The organism is Mycobacterium sp. 134 (assembly GCF_048282715.1).
In the GTDB taxonomy this organism is placed as follows: Bacteria; Actinomycetota; Actinomycetes; order Mycobacteriales; family Mycobacteriaceae; genus Mycobacterium; species Mycobacterium septicum.
Genome location: NZ_JBLVUN010000008.1, coordinates 710,567 through 729,754, shown reverse-complemented (window position 1 = coordinate 729,754; position 19,188 = coordinate 710,567). Strand labels below are relative to the sequence as shown.

The following is a 19,188-nucleotide window of genomic DNA, read 5'->3' as shown; positions in this document are numbered from 1 at the left end:
GGGTGTCGGGCGTTCTGGTTAGGCTGGCCGGGGTCAGTACGCATGTGGAGGGGCGGCGGTTGGATCAGCAAACGGTGTGGTCCACCGACGAGGTACGTCAGTTTGCCGGGAAGGCGTACGCAGCGGGCCAGAAACTCGCAGGCGCTGCCGGTTGGTCCGGCACCGGTGCCACCCAGACCTTGGTGTGGGGCGACTTCCAGGGCAGCGGGCGCACCCCGTATCGCGTGCAGGTCAACCTGGTGGGCCCGACGTACAAATGCTCGTGCCCGTCGCGGCAGTTTCCCTGCAAACACGTGGTCGGTCTGGTGCTGCGCTGGTGTGGCGGCAGCGTCGACGCCTCGTCGGAGGCTCCAGCGGGCGTCGTCGCGGCTCCCGCGGCTCCCGCAGCTCCGAAAGCGCCGCGTGAAGTCAGCGAGAAGGCCATCGCGGCACGCGAGCACAGCGTCAGCGAGGGCCTGGAGCAGCTCCAGCGATGGATCGACGATCAGATCCGCAACGGTGTCGCCGGCATCAGCGCCGATCCGTACGCCGGGTGGAGCGAGCCGATCGCCAAGCGGATGGTCGACGCCAAGGCCCCCGGCCTGGCGCGCTGGTTGCGCGCCCTGCCCGGCCATCTCACCCACGACGAGTGGCCACGGTTGATCATCGAGGACCTCGGGCTGATCCGGCTGCTGATCGACGCCTACCGCACGATCGACGCGCTGTCCGTGGAGACCGCCGCCGCGGTTCGCCGCCACATCGGATTCACGGTCCCGCGGGCCGAGGTGCTGGCCGCCGACTCGGTCAACGACACCTGGCAGGTACTCGGTTACGCCGAGACCTTGGAGGATCGGTACACCACGCGGCGAATGTGGTTGAGCGGCACTACCACCGGGCTCCTGGTCAATGTGCAGTCCACCGCGCCGAGCGGGGCCAGCTTCGACAACCGGCTCACCCCCGGCCGGGAATTCACCGGCGGTGTCCACCCGTATCCCGGCGGCCCGTCGAGCTTCCGAGTCGCAATCCCCGACGGCGACGTGCCGACCGAGCCCATCGGGCAACTCGCGGTCGCCGGCACCGGGATCGATTCGGCGCTGGCCGGCCGCGCCCGCGCACTGACGGTCGACCCGTGGTTGCTCCGGTACCCCGCGATCATCGCCGCCCGCCCCGTAGAACTCTCCAGGCCCAAGCGCCGCTACCTGGTCGATGCCTCGGGCAACGCGATGCCGGCGATCTGCGACGACGCCCGCTGGGCTCGGCTGCAGGCAGGAAGCGGCGGCCGATTACTGCCGCTGCTGACCGAGGTCACCACGGACGGGATCGATCCGCTGTCGATGTTGAGCGACGCGCCGCCATCGCGTCTGGCCGGACCGGCGGTGACCGCGCTGTGAGCGACTACCAAAGGATGATCTCCGCCGCCACGGTCGGATTCGGTGCGAAACCCCTACCCGACAGCACATTCGATGCTCCGATCGACGGCAGCGTCGCGGCGGTGCACGACGCCGGCGACCCGGTAGGGTCGGTGCTGCGGGTGGCCGGCCTCTACGCAGTCGCCCGGCGGCCGGGCAGTTGCCGACGTCCGTCGAGACGGGCTCCGATCCGGCGCCATCGGAATCCCGGCCGCTGATCACCGCTGCACACGCCTTTCTCATCGAGCGGGCGCTCACGATCCGTCCCATCCTCGACGGGGTGCTGGCCGACATCGCGGCGGCGGGCCTCCGCCTCCCGCCGCGGCTCATCCCCGACTTGTTGCGGATCCAGCGGAGCGGCGCTGTGACAAAGGAACTCTGGGTGGCGATCGGCAACGGTGGCCGGTGGTACGCCGTCGAGCACTACGGCCGCGGACATCGCGCGCTGCGCGACGTTCTGCGAGCCCGGCCCACCGAATGGCCCAAGGAAACCGACTACACCCACGGCGACACCGCCAAACGCCTCGACTGGCTCGCCGCCGCGCGCGGCCTCGACCCGGATCGGGCCCGCGACCTCGTGGCGCAGCACTGGGCGGCCGAGGACGCCGAGTCCCGGGCGGCGCTGTTGGCGGCGTTCGCGTCACCTGAGCACGACGCCGACGAGCCCTTCCTGGAAGCCGCGCTCGACGACCGGGCCGTCACCGTGCGCAGTGCCGCCATCGCCGTACTGGGTGACCGTTCGCGTAGCCGCTACCTGGACCGCATGAAAGACCGTGCCGCGCATATCTTCTCGGTCAAGAAGTCGTTGCTCGGGGTCAAGGTCACTGTCCATCCCCTGGCCGGGCCCGACGCCGCGGCGGTTCGTGACGGGCTGAGCACCACCAAACCCGAAGCCGTCGTCGCGCGCACGCCGATCGCGTTCTGGGCCGAGGTCTTCGGCGCGGTGGCACCGGAGAAGGTGGCCCGCGCGCTGTCCGACACCGATCAGGCGGTGCTGGCCGCGCTGACACTCAGCGCGCTGCGCGGCGACGACCCCACCTGGGCCGTGCCGCTGTTACAGCGTTGCCTGCCCGCCGATTACGCCACCTGCTACGACCCGTCCACCGCACATCCGGCCATCTCCGCCGAGATGATCCGCGCGCTCACCAACATCGCGGAGGCCGCACCGCTGGTGCGCGTCGCCGCGGGCCTGCCGCGACCGTTTGCCCCCGACGTCGCCGCAGCGCTGTTCGGATCCCTGGCCGGGGCCGGCTGGGGCACGGCACGGCAGCGCCGCGAGGCCGCTGCGCATCTGGCGGCCGGGTATCCGCTGGACTGGCTGCGGCGCATCGCGACACTCGTCGACCACACCGCAGACGAGGAACTGCACAAGTTCTACGCCACCGTTTTCGAGCTGCTCACCCTGCGATCCGACATTGCAAAGGAACTCTCCAATGACTGAAGCGACCCTGCTGCGTCCGCATGCCGAGCAGCTGTTCGCCGCGGAACTCACGGCCCTGCGCGCCGCGGATGACAAACCCGCGCCGCCGAACTGGTTGATGTCGCCACACGCCGTCGTTCGTTATCTGCTCGGCGGGGAAACCGTTGAGGGAGTGGAGATCACCCCGAAGTACATCGGGCCCCGGCGGATCATCGAAGTGGCCGTGGCGACTCTGGCCACCGACCGGGCACTGCTGCTGCTCGGCGTGCCCGGCACCGCCAAGACCTGGGTGTCGGAACATCTGGCCGCAGCGGTGACCGGGGATTCGACGCTGCTGGTGCAGGGCACCGCGGGCACCGTCGAGGAAGCGGTGCGCTACGGCTGGAACTATGCCCGGCTGATCGCCGAAGGCCCGTCACAGCAGGCCCTGGTTCCGTCACCGATCATGACCGCGATGCGCGACGGCAAGATCGCCCGCCTCGAAGAGCTGACCCGTATCCCGTCGGAGGTCCAGGACGCGCTCATCACTGTGCTGTCCGAAAAGACCTTGCCCATACCCGAACTCGGTGGTGAGGTGCAGGCGACGCAGGGGTTCAACGTGATCGCGACGGCGAACGACCGCGACCGCGGCGTCAACGACCTGTCCTCGGCGTTGCGCCGCCGGTTCAACACCGTGGTCCTTCCGCTGCCTGCGAGCCTCGACGACGAGGTGGAGATCGTGACGCGCCGGGTGGCCGACATCAGCGGGTCGCTGCAGCTGCCCGAGGTCCCGACCTCGGCCGACGAAATCCGCCGGGTCGTCACGGTCTTCCGGGAACTGCGCTCGGGGCTGACCGCCGACGGCCGCAACAAGCTCAAGCAGCCGTCGGGCACCCTGTCCACCGCCGAGGCGATCTCGGTGGTCACCCAGGGCATCGCGATGTCGGCACACTTCGGCGACGGAGTGCTCCGGCCGGCCGACACCGCAGCCGGCATCGTCGGTGCGGTCGTGAAGGATCCGGTCAACGACGCGGTGGTGTGGCTGGAATACCTCGAAGCAGTGGTGCGTGAACGCGACGGCTGGGCCGACTTCTACCGGGCATCGCGGGACGTCCTGCACTCGTGACCGCCCACGTCCTGGGTATCCGGCACCACGGTCCCGGATCTGCGCGTGCCGTGGTGGCCGAGCTGGACCGCATCCAGCCCGACATTGTGGTGATCGAAGGGCCGGCCGACGCGGACCGGCTCACCACCGACGTGGACGACACCGACATGGTGCCACCGGTGGCCATCATGGCCTACGCGGTCGATGACCCCGCGGTGTCGGCGTTCTGGCCGTTCGGCGGCTTCTCCCCCGAGTGGCAGGCGCTGCTGTGGGCCGCCCGCCACCGGGTTCCGGTACGGTTCTGTGATCTGCCCGCCGCCACCGTGCTGGCACAGCGCGATCAGCGGCACGAGGACGCTTCACGCGTCCGTGTCGATCCGATCGCTGCGCTCGCCGACGCCGCGGGGTATGACGATCCCGAACGCTGGTGGGACGACGTCGTTGAATCACGTACGGACGGAACTGGATTCGAGGCGATCACCGAGGCCATGCAGACGGTGCGGGAGCTCGAACCCGACGAGGATGACCCCATCGAGCAGCAGCGCGAAGCACACATGCGTCAGGTGATCCGCAAAGCCGTCAAGGAATTCTCGACAGTGGCCGTGATCTGCGGGGCCTGGCACGCTCCGGCATTGGCCGGGAAACTGCCCCCGGCAAGCGCCGACTCGGCCCTGCTGCGCGGCCTGCCCAAGGTCAAGTCCGCGACGGTATGGGTGCCGTGGACGCATTCGCGGCTGGCCGCGGCGTCGGGCTACGGCGCGGGTATCCGCTCGCCCGGCTGGTATCAGCACGCGTTCCTAGAGCGGGAACGTCCGGTGGAAACCTGGCTCACCCTGGCAGCCAGGGCATTACGCGACCACGACATCTTCGTCTCCTCGGCCCACGTCATCGAAGGCGTCCGGCTGGCCAACGCGCTCGCCGCGATGCGGGGTCGCGCCCACCCCGGTTTGAGTGAGGTGAACGAGGCCACCGAGTCCGTGTTGTGCGAGGGATCCGACACCCGGTTCGGGCTGATCGTGCGCGAGCTGGTGATCGGGGAACGGCTCGGCGGCATTCCCGAGCATCTGCCGATGGTGCCGCTGCTCGCCGACATCACCAAGCAGCAGAAGTCACTGCGCCTCAAACCCGACCCAACCGCCAAGCAGGTGACCCTCGACCTGCGAAAGCCGAACGACCTCGCGAAGTCCCATCTGCTGCATCGGCTCACCGTGCTCGGCATTCCGTGGGGCGAACCCGAGACGATCAGCGGGCAGGGCACGTTCAAGGAAGCGTGGACCCTGCAGTGGCAACCCGAGTTCGCCGTGAAGGTCGTGGTGTCGTCGGTGTGGGGCAACACGGTGTACCGCGCCTGCAAGGCCAAACTGGCCGATACCGCCGAGAACTCGACGCATCTCGGACAGGTCACCGCGGCGATCGAGGCCGCCCTGCTCGGCGGGGTCGACGAAGCGGTTGCCCGTCTGCTGGCCATCCTGGAGAACAAGGCCGCGGTCGACCGGGACCTCACCGAGCTCATGGCGGCCCTACCCGCGCTGGCCCGGTCATTGCGCTACGGCGATGTGCGCCGCACCGACGCGGGTGCCCTCGGTGTGGTGACCACGTCCCTGCTGCGCCGCGTCAACGTCGGCCTGCCCGCGACACTGACCGGGCTCGGCCCCGACGCGGCCGCCGAAATGCTCGCGCACATCAACGCGGTCACCGACACCGTCGACCTGCTCGATACCGAGATCCGCGGGGAATGGCTGGCCACGATCGCGCGCCTGGCTGATCGCGACGACCTCCACGGCAGCCTGGTCGGCCGGTTCGTCCGCATCGGCGTCGACGGAGCGGTGTTCACCACCGCCGAAGCGGCGCAACGCATGCGCCGCGCCTTGAGCATCGGCGCACCGGCCGACGAGAAGTCGGCCTGGATCGAGGGTTTTCTGTCCGGCAGCGGGCTGTTGCTGGTGCATGACACCGAACTGCTCTCTGTCATCGACGAATGGCTGACCGGTTTGACGGCTACGGAGTTCACCGACGTATTGCCGCTGGTACGTCGCACCTTCAGCACCTTCGATGCCGGCATCAAACGCAACATCGGGCATGCGGTGGCCACGGCAGGCTCCGCTGTCCACACCGAATTCGCCATCGACGCCGAACGCGCCCGCCCCGCGGTGGCCGCGGCGGCGGCCATCTTCGCACGAGGTATCGCCCATGTCTGACGAGACCATCTCCGACGAACGGGACCGCCGGTGGCGGCTGGTGCTGGGGTCGGACGCGGAGTCACTGCCGAGCCTGCAAGGCGGCGACGTCGAGATGGACAAGGCGCTGTCGGCGCTCTACGACCGCAAAGGTGGGCTCGGCGGTTCGGCCCCCTCGGTGGCGCGGTGGTTGGGTGATATTCGAAAGTACTTCCCCAGCACGGTGGTTCAGGTCATGCAGCAAGATGCCATCGAACGGCTCAACCTGCGCATGCTGCTGCTCGAACCGGAGATGATGGACAGCGTCGTACCGGACCTGTCCTTGGCCACCACGCTGATCACCCTGGGGCAGGCCATTCCCGACGAGTCGAAGGCATCGGCCCGGGCCCTGGTCCGCAAGGTCGTCGAGGACATCGAGCGGCGCATCGCCGACGGCACCCGGGCCACGCTGCGCGGGGCGCTGTCGCGCAATGCCCGCACCAGCCGTCCGCTGGCGTCCGACATCGACTGGAACCGCACCATCGCGCGCAACCTGAAGACGTTTCAGCCCGAGCTGAACACGATCATCCCCGAACGGCTGGTCGGGTTCCGCCGCGCCGGCCGCTCGGTGACCAAGGACATCGTGCTGGCCATCGACCAGTCCGGGTCGATGGCCGAATCGATCGTGTACTCCGCGGTTTTCGGCGCGGTGATCGCCTCGATGCGGTCGCTGCGCACGTCGCTCGTGGTGTTCGACACCGAAGTCGTCGACCTCACCGACCTGCTCGACGACCCCGTCGACGTGCTGTTCGGCACTCAACTCGGCGGCGGCACCGACATCAACCGGGCCATCGCGTACTGCCAGAACCTGATCACTCGCCCGGCCGACAGCATCTTCGTGCTGATCTCCGACCTCTACGAGGGCGGCGTCCGCGACGAGATGCTCGCCCGCGTCAGACAACTCGTCGACGCGGGCGTCCAGGTGGTGGTGCTGCTGGCGCTGTCCGATTCGGGCGCACCGTCGTTCGACCGGGAGATCGCCGCCGATCTGGCTGCCATGGAGATCCCGGCGTTCGCCTGCACGCCGGACGCGTTTCCCGAGCTGCTGGCGCTGGCCATCAACAAGGGCGACATCCGGGGCTGGGCGGACCGAACCGGTCTCGCCCAGCGCGGGATGGACTCGCCCTAGGCCCGCTGGCTGGAGACCGAGATGACCTCGCCGGTCAGGTAGCTCGAGTAGTCGCTGGCCAGGTAGGCGATCGTGGTGGCGATCTCCCACGGCTCGGCCGCGCGGCCGAACGCCTCGTCGGAGGACAGCCGGTCCAGCAGGGCCGCATCGGCCGACTTCTCGAGGAACTTGTGCCGCGCGATGCTCGGCGAGACCGCATTGATCCGCACGCCGTATTCGACGGCTTCGATTGCGCTGCAACGAGTCAGCGCCATGACGCCGGCCTTGGCCGCGGCGTAGTGCGACTGCGAGTGCTGCGCGCGCCAGCCGAGAACACTGGCGTTGTTGACGATCACACCGCCGTGCTCGACATCCCGGAAGTAGCGCAGGGCGGCGCGGGTCGCCCGCATCACCGAGTTCAGGGTGACGTTGAGGACCCGGTCCCACTCGTCGTCGGTCATGTCGACCAGCGGGGTCTCTCCGCCCAGGCCGGCGTTGTTCACCAGAACGTCCAGGCGGCCCATCTTTTCGACCGACCGGGCGATCAGCGCGTCGACCGCCTCGGTGGAGGTGACGTCGCAGACCACGGCCTCGACCCGGCCCAGGCCGAGCTCGGCCAGCTGCTCACGGGTCTCGTTCAGGCGCCGCTCGTGGTAGTCGGACACCACGACGTCGGCGCCCTCCAGCAGAGCGCGGCGGGCGGTGGACGAGCCGATGCCGGTTCCGGCGGCGGCGGTCACCAGGACGACCTTGCCCTTCAGCAGGCCGTGGCCCTCAACCTCTTTGGGAGCTACCGACAAATCCATCAGCCCTTGGCCTCTCGGGGTAGGCCGAGCACCCGCTCGGCGATGATGTTGCGCTGGATCTCGTTGGACCCGCCGTAGATGGTGTCCGAACGCGAGAACAGGTAGAGCCGCTGCCACTCGTCGAATTCGCCCTCGGGCAGCGTCAGCCCGGCCGTGCCCTGCACGTCCATGGCGATCTCGCCGAGCTCGCGGTGCCAGTTGGCCCACAACAGCTTCGACACGTTGTCTTGGCCCGGTTGTTCCACGTCCATGGTGGCCAGGGCGTAGGACCGCATGGCCTGCAGACCGGTCCACGACTCGGTCAGCTTCTGACGGATCAGCGGATCGTCGGCCGCGCCGCTGCGCTTGGCCAGCTCCACGAGGTTGGAGTGCTCACGGGCGTAGCGGATCTGCTGGCCCAGCGTGGACACGCCGCGCTCGAAGGTCAGCGTGCCCATGGCCACCCGCCACCCGTCACCGGGCTGACCGACGACCAGCGAGGCCTCGGTGCGGGCGTCATCGAAGAACACCTCGTTGAACTCGGAGTCGCCGGTCAGCTGGATGATCGGGCGGATCTCGACTCCGGGCTGATCCAGCGGCACCAGCAGATAGGACAGTCCGGCATGGCGCTTGGAGCCCTTCTCCGTGCGCGCCACCACGAAGCACCACTGCGCCCAGTGCGCGAGTGATGTCCATACCTTCTGGCCGTTGATGACCCATTCTTCGCCGACCAGCTCGGCCGTCGTCGCCACATTGGCCAGGTCACTGCCGGCGTTGGGCTCGGAGTAGCCCTGGCTCCACAGCTCGGTGACGTCGAGGATCTTGGGCAGGAACCGCTGCTGCTGTTCGGGCGTGCCGTACTCGATGAGTGTCGGCCCGAGTAGCTCCTCGCCCAGGTGGTTGACCTTGTCGGGCGCGTTGGCGCGGGCGTACTCCTCATAGAAGGCGACGCGATGCGCGACCGACAGCCCGCGGCCGCCGTGCTCCACCGGCCAGCCGAGGCAGGTCAATCCCGCCGCGGCCAGATGCTGATTCCACGCCCGGCGCTCTTCGAGGGCTTCGTGTTCACGCCCCGGTCCACCCAGGCCCTTGAGCGCTGCGAATTCGCCAACAAGATTGTCTGCGAGCCACTGCCGGACCTCGGCCCGGAACTCCTGGACCTCTATCACCCCTGTAGGCTAACCTACCAAGCACTTGCTTTGTTAAGGGAGCATCGATGACGAGCGATCGCCGCACCGTTCCAGCGGTGCTGGACCGGGTTGCCGTGGAGTTTTCCGACCATGAGGCCCTGGTCAGCGACAATAAGAGCCTCACCTATTCGGAACTGCGCGCGCACGTACGCCAAGCTGCCGCGGCGATGATCGACCTCGGTGTCAAACCCGGCGACCGGGTGGCGATCTGGTCCCCCAACACCTGGCACTGGGTGGTGGCCTGCCTGGCCACGCACTACGCCGGCGCGCAGATGGTGCCGCTGAACACCCGCTACACCGCCAGCGAGGCCACCGACATCCTGGCCCGCACCGAGGCTCCGCTGCTGATCGCCTCCGGCGAGTTTCTCGGCTCGGACCACGCGGCCGAACTGGACCGAGACGCGCTGCCCGCGCTGCGGCACATCGTGCGGGTGCCGATAGAGAAGGACGACGGAACCTGGGATGAGTTCGTCGCCCGCGGGACCGACCTGGACGCTGTCGACGCCCGCGCCACCGCGGTACAGCCCGACGACGTCTCCGACATCCTCTTCACCTCCGGCACCACCGGACGCAGCAAGGGCGTGCGGTGCGCGCACCGCCAGTCGCTCGACGGATCGGCGGCCTGGGCCGAGTGCGGTCAGGTCACCAGCACCGACCGCTACCTCTGCATCAACCCGTTCTTCCACAACTTCGGCTACAAGGCCGGCATCCTGGCCTGCCTGCAGACCGGCGCGACGCTGTACCCGGTGCTCACGTTCAAACCCGAGCAGGCCCTCAAAACCATTGCCGAACAGCGCATCACCGTGCTTCCAGGGCCGCCGACCATCTTCCAGACCCTGCTGGACCACCCCAAGCGTGCCGATTACGACCTGTCCTCTCTGCGCTTCTCGGTCACCGGCGCGGCCGTCGTCCCGGTAGTCCTGATCGAGCGGATGCAGTCCGAACTCGACATCGACATCGTGCTGACCGCCTACGGCCTGACTGAGGCGGCAGGATTCGGCACCATGTGTCGCTCCGACGACGACGCCATGACGGTGGCCACCACCTGCGGCCGGCCCATCGCCGATTTCGAACTGCGCCTGGATGATTCGGGCGAGGTGCTGCTGCGCGGCCCGAACGTCATGCTCGGCTACCTCGACGACCCCGAAGCCACCGCGGCGGCCATCGACGCCGACGGCTGGCTGCACACGGGCGATATCGGCACGCTCGACACCCGCGGCAACCTGACCATCACCGACCGCCTCAAAGACATGTTCATCTGCGGCGGGTTCAACGTGTACCCGGCCGAGATCGAGCAGGTGCTGGCCCGGTTGGACGGGGTGGCCGAGGCCGCGGTGATCGGCGTCCCCGACGAGCGGCTCGGCGAGGTCGGCAAGGCCTACGTGGTGCTCAAACCCGGGGTGACGCTCGACGAGGCCGCCGTAATAGCCCACACCCGCGAGCATCTGGCGAACTTCAAGGTGCCGCGATCAGTTGAGTTTCTGGATGTGCTGCCGCGAAATCCGGGCGGCAAGGTGATCAAACCGGTGCTGCGCAGCAGAGGGACCCGAGAAGGGGTGCAATGGACCTGACATTCGACGACGAGACCGAGGCCTTTCGGGCCGAGGTCCGTGACTTCCTGAAAGCCAATCGGGAGTCCTTCCCGACGAAGTCGTACGACACCCTTGAGGGTTTCGAACAGCACCGCCGCTGGGACAAGGTGCTCTTCGACGCCGGGCTGTCGGTGATCGCGTGGCCCAAGGAGTACGGCGGCCGTGACGCCACCCTGCTGCAGTGGGTGGTGTTCGAGGAGGAGTACTTCCACGCCGGTGCTCCCGGCCGGGCCAGCGCCAACGGCACCGCGATGCTGGCGCCGACACTGTTCGCGCACGGCACCGAAGAGCAACTCCAGCGTGTGCTGCCGAAAATGGCCAGCGGCGAGGAGATCTGGGCCCAGGCCTGGTCCGAGCCGGAGTCCGGCAGCGACCTGGCCTCCCTGCGTTCGACGGCCACCAAGGTCGACGGCGGCTGGAAGCTCAACGGGCAGAAGATCTGGAGCTCACGCGCACCGTTCGGTGAGCGCGGCTTCGGCCTGTTCCGCTCCGACCCGGAGGCGCAGCGCCACAAGGGTCTGACCTACTTCATGTTCGATCTCAAGGCGCCCGGCATCACCGTGCGCCCGATCGCCCAGCTCGGCGGGGACACCGGTTTCGGCGAGATCTTCCTCGACGACGTGTTCGTGCCGGACAACGACGTGATCGGCGGCGTGCACGAGGGCTGGCGCGCGGCGATGAGCACGTCGAGCAACGAGCGCGGCATGTCGCTGCGCAGTCCGGCGCGCTTCATGGCTCCAGCTGAACGCCTTGTCGCTCAGTGGAAGAGCAACCCCGATCCGGTGTTCACCGACCGCGTGGCCGACGCCTGGATCAAGGCCCAGGCCTACCGGCTGCACACCTTCGGCACCGTGACGCGGCTGGCCAACGGCGGCGAACTCGGTGCCGAGTCCTCGGTGACCAAGGTGTTCTGGTCCGACCTGGACGTCGCCCTGCACCAGACCGCCCTGGACCTGCAGGGTCCTGACGCCGAGCTGGTCGATCACTGGACCGAAGGTCTGCTGTTCGCTCTTGGCGGCCCGATCTACGCCGGCACCAACGAGATCCAGCGCAACATCATCGCGGAAAGATTGCTCGGACTACCGCGTGAATCTGGGGGGAAGGCAAAGTGAATTTCGAGATCGACGAACAGCAGCGGGACTTCGCGGCCAGCATCGACGCGGCGCTGGGCGCCGCCGATGTTCCGGCTGCCGTGCGCGCCTGGGGCGACGGGGACACCGGGCCCGGCCGCAAGGTCTGGGCCCAGCTGACCGACCTCGGCGTGACCGCACTGTTGGTGCCGGAGAAGTACGACGGCATCGAGGCGCATCCGGTCGACCTCGTCGTCGCCCTGGAACGGTTGGGCTACTGGGCGGTGCCCGGTCCGGTGACCGAATCGATCGCCGTCGCACCGATTCTGCTCGCGGACGACGAGCGCTCGGGCGCACTGGCCGCCGGCGAGCTCATCGCCACCGTCGCCATGCCTCCGCAGGTGCCGCGCGCCGTCAACGCCGACTTCGCGGGACTGACGCTGCTGGCCTCCGATGGCCAGGTCGGCGACGCCGCCGTCGGCACTGCTCACGATTCCGTCGATCCGGGCCGAAAGCTGTTCGACGTCAACGCCTCCGGTGCCACTCATGCGGCCGACACCGCACGGGCCTATGAGTTCGGTGTCCTGGCCACCGCGGCCCAGTTGGTGGGCGCCGGCCAGGCCATGCTGGATCAGTCGGTCGAATACGCCAAGCAGCGCGCGCAGTTCGGCCGGATCATCGGCTCGTATCAGGCCATCAAGCACAAGCTGGCCGACGTGCTCATCGCCGTCGAACTGGCTCGCCCCCTGGTCTACGGTGCGGCGCTGTCACTTGCCAGCCAAAAAGATGGGGCCACGTCGCCCGACACCGCACGTGACATCAGCGCCGCCAAGGTGGCCGCCGCCGATGCCGCCCTGCTGGCCGCCCGCTCGGCGCTGCAGACCCACGGTGCCATCGGGTTCACCCAGGAACACGACTTGTCCCTGTCACTGCTGCGCGTTCAGGCGTTGCGCAGTGCCTGGGGCGATCCCACCCTGCACCGTCGTCGACTCCTGGAGGTCCTCTCGTGAGTGAAGAACGCCAACTGCTGCGCGAAACCGTCGCCGCACTGGTGGACAAGCACGCCTCCCCCGAGGCAGTGCGCGCCGCGATGGAATCCGAGCGCGGCTACGACGAGAAGCTGTGGGGCCTGCTGTGCGAGCAGGTCGGCGCCGCCGCCCTGGTGGTGCCGGAGGAACTCGGCGGCGCCGGAGGCGAACTCGCCGATGCCGCGGTGGTCCTCGAAGAGCTCGGCAAGGCCCTGGTGCCGACGCCGCTGCTCGGTACCACGCTGGCCGAGCTCGCCCTGCTGGCCGTCGGAGATCACGAGCCGCTCGAAGGTCTCGCCGAGGGCGCCTCCATCGGCACCGTGGCATTCGACGCCGACTACGTGCTCAACGGTGACGTGGCCGATGTCGTCATCGCCGCCGACGGGGAGAACCTGACCCGCTGGACCACGTTCACCGCCACCCCCAAATCCACCATGGATCTGACCCGCCGGCTGTCCGCGGTGATCCCCGGTGACACTGTCGCCCTCGGCGCCGACCCGGGGCTGGCCGACACCGCGGCCCTGTTGATGGCCGCCGAACAGATCGGTGCCGCGTCGCGCTGCCTGGACCTCACCGTCGCCTACACCAAGGACCGGGTGCAGTTCGGTCGCGCGATCGGCAGCTTCCAGGCGCTCAAGCACCGGATGGCCGACCTGTACGTCAAGGTCTCCTCGGCGCGCGCCGTCGTCAACGACGCCATCGCCGCCCCGTCAGCCACCACGGCCTCTCTGGCCCGCTACTTCGCCAGCGAGGCGCTGTCCGCGGTGACAGCCGAGGCCATCCAGCTGCACGGCGGTATCGCCATCACCTGGGAGAGCGACATCCAGCTGTACTTCAAGCGAGCCCATGGCAGCGCCCAGCTGTTGGGTCCGCCGCGTGAGCATCTGCGCCGGCTCGAAGCTGAGGTCTTCTAGGCGGCTCGGCCGCCGCCGTCTTCTAGCCTGAAACACATGGACAATCACGTCGCACTGCGAGCCGGAATCCCGCCGTTTCACGTCATGGACGTGTGGCTGGCGGCGGACGAGCGTCAGCGCACGCACGGCGACCTGGTCAACCTGTCCGCCGGGCAGCCGAGCGCCGGGGCTCCGACGGCGGTGCGTGACGCTGCCGTCGCCGCGCTGAACCAGGGCCCGCTCGGCTACACCGTCGCGCTCGGCCTTCCCGAGCTGCGCGCCGAGATCGCCGCGTCGTACCGCAAGTACGGCGTCGAGGTCGGCGTCGACGAGGTGGTGCTCACCACCGGATCCTCGGGCGGGTTCCTGCTGACCTTCCTGGCCTGCTTCGACGTCGGCGATCGGGTGGCGATCGCAAGCCCGGGCTACCCCTGTTACCGCAACATCCTCACCGCGCTCGGCTGTGAAGTGGTGGAGATCCCGTGCGGCCCAGAGACCCGGTTCCAGCCGACGGTCGCGATGCTCGACGCGCTCGATCCCCCGGTGGCCGGTGTGATCGTCGCCAGCCCGGCCAACCCGACCGGCACCGTCATCCCGCCCGATGAGTTGGCCGCGATCGCTCGCTGGTGCGACGACTCCGGGGTGCGGTTGATCAGCGACGAGGTGTACCACGGTCTGGTCTACCCGGGCGCCCCGGAGACCAGCTGCGCGTGGCAGACCTCGCGAAATGCTGTGGTGGTCAACAGCTTCTCGAAGTATTTCGCGATGACCGGTTGGCGGCTGGGCTGGCTGCTGGTGCCCACCGGACTGCAACGCGCGGTCGACCGGCTCACCGGCAACTTCACCATCTGCCCGCCCGCTCTGGCCCAGCACGCCGCGGTGGCCGCGTTCACCCCGGAGTCGCTGGCCGAGGCCGATGGCCTGCTCTCGCACTATGCCGACAACCGCACACTGCTGCTCGACGGGCTGCGCGGCATCGGTATCGACCGATTGGCCCCGACCGACGGCGCCTTCTATGTGTACGCCGACGTCAGCGACTACACCGACGACTCGTTGGCCTGGTGCTCGAAGCTGTTGGCCGAGACCGGTGTTGCCATCGCTCCCGGCATCGACTTCGACACAGTGCGCGGCGGGTCCTATGTCCGGCTGTCCTTCGCCGGGCCGACCAGCGATATCGAAGAGGCGCTGCGCCGCATCGGTGCGTGGTTGGGCTGACGCCGCCCGACCGCGCCGAGACTACGGTTTCTGCCGGGAAATAGTCGATTCCGCGGCAGAAACCGTAGTGTCGGCGCGAGATAATCAACGACGCTGCGACGCGTACCAGTCCAGCAGATCCGGATTGTCCACCGCGCTGCGCTCGACCACCTTGGCGGCGTCGGCGCCCTGGAACAGCTTCTTGATCGGGACCTCGAGCTTCTTGCCCGTGCGGGTGTGCGGGATACCCGGGGCGACAATGATGTCGTCGGGCACGTGCCGTGGCGACACCTCGGCGCGGATGGTCTGAATGATCTTGTCCCGCACCGTGTCCGTGAGCTCGATACCCTCGGCCAGCACCACGAACAACGGCATCCAATACCCGCCGTCGGACTGCTCGGCCCCGATCACCAGCGCCTCGGCGACCTCCGGCAACCGCTCCACCGACTGGTAGATGTCGGCACTGCCCATGCGGATGCCGTTGCGGTTCAGGGTGGAATCCGAGCGCCCGTGCACGACGACGCTGTCGTGATCTGTGATGGTGATCCAGTCACCGTGCCGCCACACCCCGGGGAACATCTCGAAATAGGCATCGCGGTAACGAGATCCGTCGGCGTCGTTCCAGAACGCGATCGGCATCGAGGGCAGCGGCTTGGTGATCACCAGCTCGCCGACCTCCCCACGCACCGGATTGCCGGATTCGTCCCAGGCATCGACCGCTGCACCGAGGTAGCGCGCCGACAGCTCACCCGGCCACACCGGCACCGTCGGCACACCACCGATGAAGGCCGAGACCACGTCGGTGCCGCCGCTGATCGATGCGACCTGCACGCGCTCACCGACGTTGTCGCGCAGCCACAGTGCCGACGAGGGCGGCAGTGACGATCCGGTGATGCCCACGGTTCGCAGCGCCGACAGATCATGCTCTTCTCGGGGTACCGAACCGGCCTTCGCGCAGGCGAGGACATACCCGGGGCTGGTGCCCAGAACCGTCGCACCGACGGTGGCCGCGATGTGCCACAGTGCGTCGGCCGTCGGATAGGTGGGGCTGCCCTCGTAACACACGATGGTGGCCCCGACCAGCAGGCCGGCCACCTGGAAATTCCACATCATCCAGCTCGGGCTGGTGTACCAGAAGAAGGTGTCGTCACGGCCGATGTCGGACTGCAGCGACACCGCTTTGAGGTGTTCGAGCAGCACGCCGCCGTGGCCGTGCATGATGCCCTTGGGCAGCCCGGTGGTGCCCGACGAATAGAGAACCCACAGCGGATGATCGAAATCGACCGGCGTCGTGGCCAATTCGCCCTTGCCGGCCGTCGCCGACTCCCAGCCCAGCCAGTCGTCACGGGCCGCGCCCAGCCGTGACACCAGCACCGAGGCCTTCAACGTGGGCAGACCCTCGCGGACCGCGGCGATATCGGCGCTCTTGTCATGGGACTTGCCCCCGAACTGGTAGCCGTCGGCGGTCACCAACACAGTCGGCTCCAACTGACCGAGCCGGTCCAGGGCCGCCTTGGCGGTGTAGTCCTGTCCGCAGGCGCTCCAGATCGCGCCGATACTCGCAGTCGCCAGGAAGGCGATGATCGCCTCGGCGATGTTGGGCAGGTAGCCGACCACCCGGTCCCCCGGCTCCACGCCGAGCGATCGCAAGGTGTGCGCGAATGACGCGGTACGGCGCAACAATTCCGCCCACGACAGCTCGGTGACGGCGCCGCCCTCGGCGACGGTGAGGATGGCCGGTCGATCGGTCCTGGCCTGGCGGGCCACCTGGCCGACGTAGTTGAGCCGGGCACCGGGGAACCAGCGCACGCCCGGCATCGCGTCGCCGACGAGCACCTGCTCCGGCCGCTCACCCAGGTCGAAGTAGTCCCACAGCGCGCCCCAGAACGCCGCCGGATCATCGACGGACCACTGCCACAGGCTCTGATAGTCAGGCGCGCTGATACCGGTGCGGGACTCCACGAACCGGGCGAAGTCGGTGACCTTAGCGGCCGCGACGCCTTCCGGGGTCGGTTCCCATTGAGCTTCTGTCGTGGTCATCGTGCGCTCCACCCACCATCCATCGTGTACGACGCCCCGGTCACCATCCGGGCGTTCGGAGACGCCAGCCAACCTACCAACGCGCCCACCTCTTCCGGCTCGACCAGTTGCTTGACCGCGCTTTCCTTCAGCAGCACCTCGGCCAGCACGTCCTGCTCGGGAATGCCATGGATGCGGGCCTGATCGGCGATCTGCTTGGTCACCAACGGAGTTCGCACATAGCCGGGGTTGACGCAATTACTGGTCAGCCCGTGCGGGCCACCCTCGAGCGCGGTCACCTTCGACAGCCCTTCCAGCGCATGCTTGGCCGTGACATAGCCGGACTTGAACTCCGAGGCGCGCAGGCCGTGCACCGACGAGATGTTGACGATGCGACCGAACCCCTGCGCGTACATGTGCGGCAACGCGGCGCGGATCAGCAGGAACGGCACCTCGACCATCAACGCCAGCAGCATCCGGAACCGCTCGGGCGGGAATTCCTGGATCGGGTGGATGCTCTGCACCCCGGCGTTGTTCACCAGGATGTCGCAGTCCAGCCGCAGCGTCTCCAGCGCCGAGACGCCGAGAAGATCCACCGCCCAGGGCTTTCCACCGATCTCCGCGGCGACGGAAGCCGCGGCAGGTCCGTTGACGTCGGCCACCGTGACCACCGCACCGAGGGACGCCAGCTCGCGGGCACATGCCGCGCCGATCCCACTGGCAGCCCCGGTGACCAGTGCCGTGCGGCCGGCCAGATCGCTCATGCCGCGGCCCGCTGCAGATCGGCGGCATCGATGTCCGCCAGGTCCACACCCTTGGTCTCGCGGGTGAAGGCCAACGCGATCAGCGTCACCAGTGCGGCCAGCGCGAGATATACCGCGATCGGCACAGACGAGCCGTAGGTCTTCAACAACCAGACCGCGATGATCGGCGCCAGCGACCCTGCGGCGATCGAGGTGACCTGATAGCCAAGGGAGACACCGGAATAGCGCATCCGGGTGGGGAACATCTCGGACATCAGCGCGGGCTGCGGCGCATACATCAGGGCATGGATCACCAGGCCCAGCGTGATGGCCCCGATCACCGACAGATACTGACCGCTGTCCATCATCGGATAGGCGAAGAAGCCCCAGCAGGCCGCACCGACAGCACCGACGAAGTACACCGGACGACGTCCGTAGCGGTCCGAAAGCGCCCCTACTGTCGGGATGGCCACGAGGTGCACCGTGTGGGCGATGAGCAGCCACCACAGGATGTCGCTGGTGTCGGAGTGCACGTGCTCCTTGAGATAGGTGATCGAGAACGTGACCACCAGGTAGTACATGATGTTCTCGCCGAAACGCAGACCCATCGCGGTGAACACCCCGCGCGGATAGCGCTTGAGCACTTCGATCGCGCTGAACGAGCTGGCCTTGATCTGTTCGGCTTCCTGTTGGGCCGCAACGAAGATCGGAGCGTCGGTCACCTTGGTGCGGATGTAGTAGCCGATCAGCACCACCACCGCCGACAGCCAGAACGCCACCCGCCAACCCCAGGACAGGAACGCGTCGGCACTGAGCAGTCCGTTCAGCAGCAGCAGCACCACGGTCGCCAGCATGTTGCCCACCGGAACGCCGGCCTGCGGCCAACTGGCCCAGAAACCGCGCGAACGGTTCGGGCTGTGCTCGGCCACGAGCAGCACCGCACCACCCCACTCGCCGCCGACTGCGAAGCCCTGCAGGAACCGCAGGACCACCAGCAGGATCGGTGCCAGGTAGCCGATCTGCGCGTAGGTCGGCAGGCAGCCCATCAGGAACGTGGCCAGGCCGACGAGGATCAGGCTGAACTGCAGCAGCTTCTTGCGGCCGAACTTGTCGCCGTAGTGACCGAACACGATGCCGCCCAGCGGGCGGGCCAGGAAGCCGATGGCGTAGGTGCCGAAGGCCGCCATGATGGCGTCCAGGTCGTTGCCGCCCTGCGGGAAGAACAGCTTGTTGAACACCAGTGTGGCGGCGGTTCCGTACAGGAAGAACTCGTACCACTCGACCACCGTGCCTGCCATCGAGGCGGCGACAACGCGGCGAAGACCGGTCACATTGGGCGCGCTCATCCGCGGCTCTCCTTATTGCTCAACACTGTGATGCCCCTTACAGCTTTCGTGAGTATTCATGCACGCCGAACTCGCCGCAATGGGTAAAACCGCACGAGCAGTCTGCAAAAAT

Annotated in this window: 16 protein-coding genes; 11 read left to right on the top strand and 5 right to left on the bottom strand. The window is 68.1% G+C overall.

Annotated elements, in window-relative coordinates; all coding sequences use genetic code 11:
* Positions 1–59: 59 nt before the first annotated feature.
* Genes ACNQVK_RS08405 through ACNQVK_RS08380 form a run of 6 tightly spaced genes read left to right on the top strand, consistent with a single transcriptional unit; the run spans position 60 to position 7,237 of the window.
* A complete protein-coding gene (locus ACNQVK_RS08405; protein ID WP_418029155.1) occupies positions 60–1,370 on the top strand; it encodes an SWIM zinc finger family protein in 1,311 nt (436 codons plus the stop codon).
* Positions 1,367–1,606 (top strand): hypothetical protein, encoded by a 240-nt coding sequence (locus tag ACNQVK_RS08400; RefSeq protein WP_418029154.1) that lies wholly within the window; start codon positions 1,367–1,369, stop codon positions 1,604–1,606. Before ACNQVK_RS08405 ends, ACNQVK_RS08400 begins: the two co-directional genes overlap by 4 nt.
* The gene (locus tag ACNQVK_RS08395; RefSeq protein ID WP_418029153.1) at positions 1,549–2,829 is read left to right on the top strand and encodes a DUF5691 domain-containing protein; all 1,281 of its coding nucleotides are present in this window, start codon (positions 1,549–1,551) and stop codon (positions 2,827–2,829) included. Before ACNQVK_RS08400 ends, ACNQVK_RS08395 begins: the two co-directional genes overlap by 58 nt.
* Positions 2,822–3,913: an ATP-binding protein gene (locus ACNQVK_RS08390; RefSeq protein ID WP_418029152.1), complete on the top strand. Its 1,092-nt coding sequence runs from the start codon at positions 2,822–2,824 to the stop codon at positions 3,911–3,913. The genes ACNQVK_RS08395 and ACNQVK_RS08390 overlap by 8 nt, the downstream gene beginning before the upstream one ends.
* Complete coding sequence (locus ACNQVK_RS08385) at positions 3,910–6,090, top strand: DUF5682 family protein (protein WP_418029151.1); 2,181 nt, start codon at positions 3,910–3,912, stop codon at positions 6,088–6,090. The genes ACNQVK_RS08390 and ACNQVK_RS08385 overlap by 4 nt, the downstream gene beginning before the upstream one ends.
* Positions 6,083–7,237, top strand: coding sequence for a VWA domain-containing protein (locus ACNQVK_RS08380; protein WP_418029150.1), 1,155 nt, complete (start codon positions 6,083–6,085; stop codon positions 7,235–7,237). Before ACNQVK_RS08385 ends, ACNQVK_RS08380 begins: the two co-directional genes overlap by 8 nt.
* Here the strand turns inward: ACNQVK_RS08380 and ipdF are convergent.
* Together ipdF and ipdE1 are read right to left on the bottom strand one after the other, a co-directional pair.
* Complete coding sequence (gene ipdF / locus ACNQVK_RS08375) at positions 7,234–8,022, bottom strand: (5R,7aS)-5-hydroxy-7a-methyl-1-oxo-2,3,5,6,7,7a-hexahydro-1H-indene-carboxyl-CoA reductase (protein WP_418029149.1); 789 nt, start codon at positions 8,020–8,022, stop codon at positions 7,234–7,236. The two genes, ACNQVK_RS08380 and ipdF, sit on opposite strands and share 4 nt — an antisense overlap.
* Positions 8,022–9,170, bottom strand: a complete 1,149-nt coding sequence (gene ipdE1 / locus ACNQVK_RS08370) for an acyl-CoA dehydrogenase IpdE1 (protein WP_418029148.1) — start codon at positions 9,168–9,170, stop codon at positions 8,022–8,024. The genes ipdF and ipdE1 overlap by 1 nt, the downstream gene beginning before the upstream one ends.
* Before the next feature lie 47 nt (positions 9,171–9,217).
* On the opposite strand from ipdE1, the gene fadD3 reads away from it, so the two are divergent.
* The 5 genes from fadD3 to ACNQVK_RS08345 are packed head-to-tail and all read left to right on the top strand — an operon-like array spanning position 9,218 to position 14,989.
* Positions 9,218–10,762 carry a 3-((3aS,4S,7aS)-7a-methyl-1,5-dioxo-octahydro-1H-inden-4-yl)propanoate--CoA ligase FadD3 gene (fadD3, locus tag ACNQVK_RS08365; protein ID WP_418029147.1) on the top strand — a complete coding sequence of 515 codons (1,545 nt, stop codon included), beginning with the start codon at positions 9,218–9,220 and terminating at the stop codon, positions 10,760–10,762.
* Positions 10,753–11,895 carry an acyl-CoA dehydrogenase family protein gene (locus ACNQVK_RS08360; protein WP_418029146.1) on the top strand — a complete coding sequence of 381 codons (1,143 nt, stop codon included), beginning with the start codon at positions 10,753–10,755 and terminating at the stop codon, positions 11,893–11,895. Before fadD3 ends, ACNQVK_RS08360 begins: the two co-directional genes overlap by 10 nt.
* On the top strand, positions 11,892–12,863 hold the full coding sequence (locus ACNQVK_RS08355; protein ID WP_418029145.1) for an acyl-CoA dehydrogenase family protein: 972 nt from the start codon (positions 11,892–11,894) through the stop codon (positions 12,861–12,863). Before ACNQVK_RS08360 ends, ACNQVK_RS08355 begins: the two co-directional genes overlap by 4 nt.
* Positions 12,860–13,795 carry an acyl-CoA dehydrogenase family protein gene (locus tag ACNQVK_RS08350; protein ID WP_418029144.1) on the top strand — a complete coding sequence of 312 codons (936 nt, stop codon included), beginning with the start codon at positions 12,860–12,862 and terminating at the stop codon, positions 13,793–13,795. Before ACNQVK_RS08355 ends, ACNQVK_RS08350 begins: the two co-directional genes overlap by 4 nt.
* 36 nt (positions 13,796–13,831) lie before the next feature.
* The gene (locus ACNQVK_RS08345) at positions 13,832–14,989 is read left to right on the top strand and encodes a pyridoxal phosphate-dependent aminotransferase (protein WP_418029143.1); all 1,158 of its coding nucleotides are present in this window, start codon (positions 13,832–13,834) and stop codon (positions 14,987–14,989) included.
* Between the two features lie 84 nt (positions 14,990–15,073).
* Here the strand turns inward: ACNQVK_RS08345 and ACNQVK_RS08340 are convergent, their stop codons facing one another.
* From ACNQVK_RS08340 to ACNQVK_RS08330, 3 genes are read right to left on the bottom strand one after another with little or no spacing between them, the layout of a single operon-like run.
* A complete protein-coding gene (locus tag ACNQVK_RS08340; protein ID WP_418029142.1) occupies positions 15,074–17,008 on the bottom strand; it encodes an acetoacetate--CoA ligase in 1,935 nt (644 codons plus the stop codon).
* Positions 17,005–17,751 carry a 3-hydroxybutyrate dehydrogenase gene (locus tag ACNQVK_RS08335; protein ID WP_418029141.1) on the bottom strand — a complete coding sequence of 249 codons (747 nt, stop codon included), beginning with the start codon at positions 17,749–17,751 and terminating at the stop codon, positions 17,005–17,007. Before ACNQVK_RS08335 ends, ACNQVK_RS08340 begins: the two co-directional genes overlap by 4 nt.
* Positions 17,748–19,076, bottom strand: coding sequence for an MFS transporter (locus ACNQVK_RS08330; RefSeq protein WP_418029140.1), 1,329 nt, complete (start codon positions 19,074–19,076; stop codon positions 17,748–17,750). The genes ACNQVK_RS08335 and ACNQVK_RS08330 overlap by 4 nt, the downstream gene beginning before the upstream one ends.
* Between the last annotated feature and the right edge of the window lie 112 nt (positions 19,077–19,188).

Bases quoted from the DNA above. Each gene is read 5' to 3' on its own strand.
- ACNQVK_RS08390 (WP_418029152.1), top strand. From the start codon at position 2,822: ATGACTGAAGCGACCCTGCTGCGTCCGCATGCCGAGCAGCTGTTCGCC.
- ACNQVK_RS08380 (WP_418029150.1), top strand. From the start codon at position 6,083: ATGTCTGACGAGACCATCTCCGACGAACGGGACCGCCGGTGGCGGCTG.
- ipdF (WP_418029149.1), bottom strand. From the start codon at position 8,022: ATGGATTTGTCGGTAGCTCCCAAAGAGGTTGAGGGCCACGGCCTGCTG.
- fadD3 (WP_418029147.1), top strand. From the start codon at position 9,218: ATGACGAGCGATCGCCGCACCGTTCCAGCGGTGCTGGACCGGGTTGCC.
- ACNQVK_RS08360 (WP_418029146.1), top strand. From the start codon at position 10,753: ATGGACCTGACATTCGACGACGAGACCGAGGCCTTTCGGGCCGAGGTC.
- ACNQVK_RS08345 (WP_418029143.1), top strand. From the start codon at position 13,832: ATGGACAATCACGTCGCACTGCGAGCCGGAATCCCGCCGTTTCACGTC.
- ACNQVK_RS08340 (WP_418029142.1), bottom strand. From the start codon at position 17,008: ATGACCACGACAGAAGCTCAATGGGAACCGACCCCGGAAGGCGTCGCG.
- ACNQVK_RS08335 (WP_418029141.1), bottom strand. From the start codon at position 17,751: ATGAGCGATCTGGCCGGCCGCACGGCACTGGTCACCGGGGCTGCCAGT.
- ACNQVK_RS08330 (WP_418029140.1), bottom strand. From the start codon at position 19,076: ATGAGCGCGCCCAATGTGACCGGTCTTCGCCGCGTTGTCGCCGCCTCG.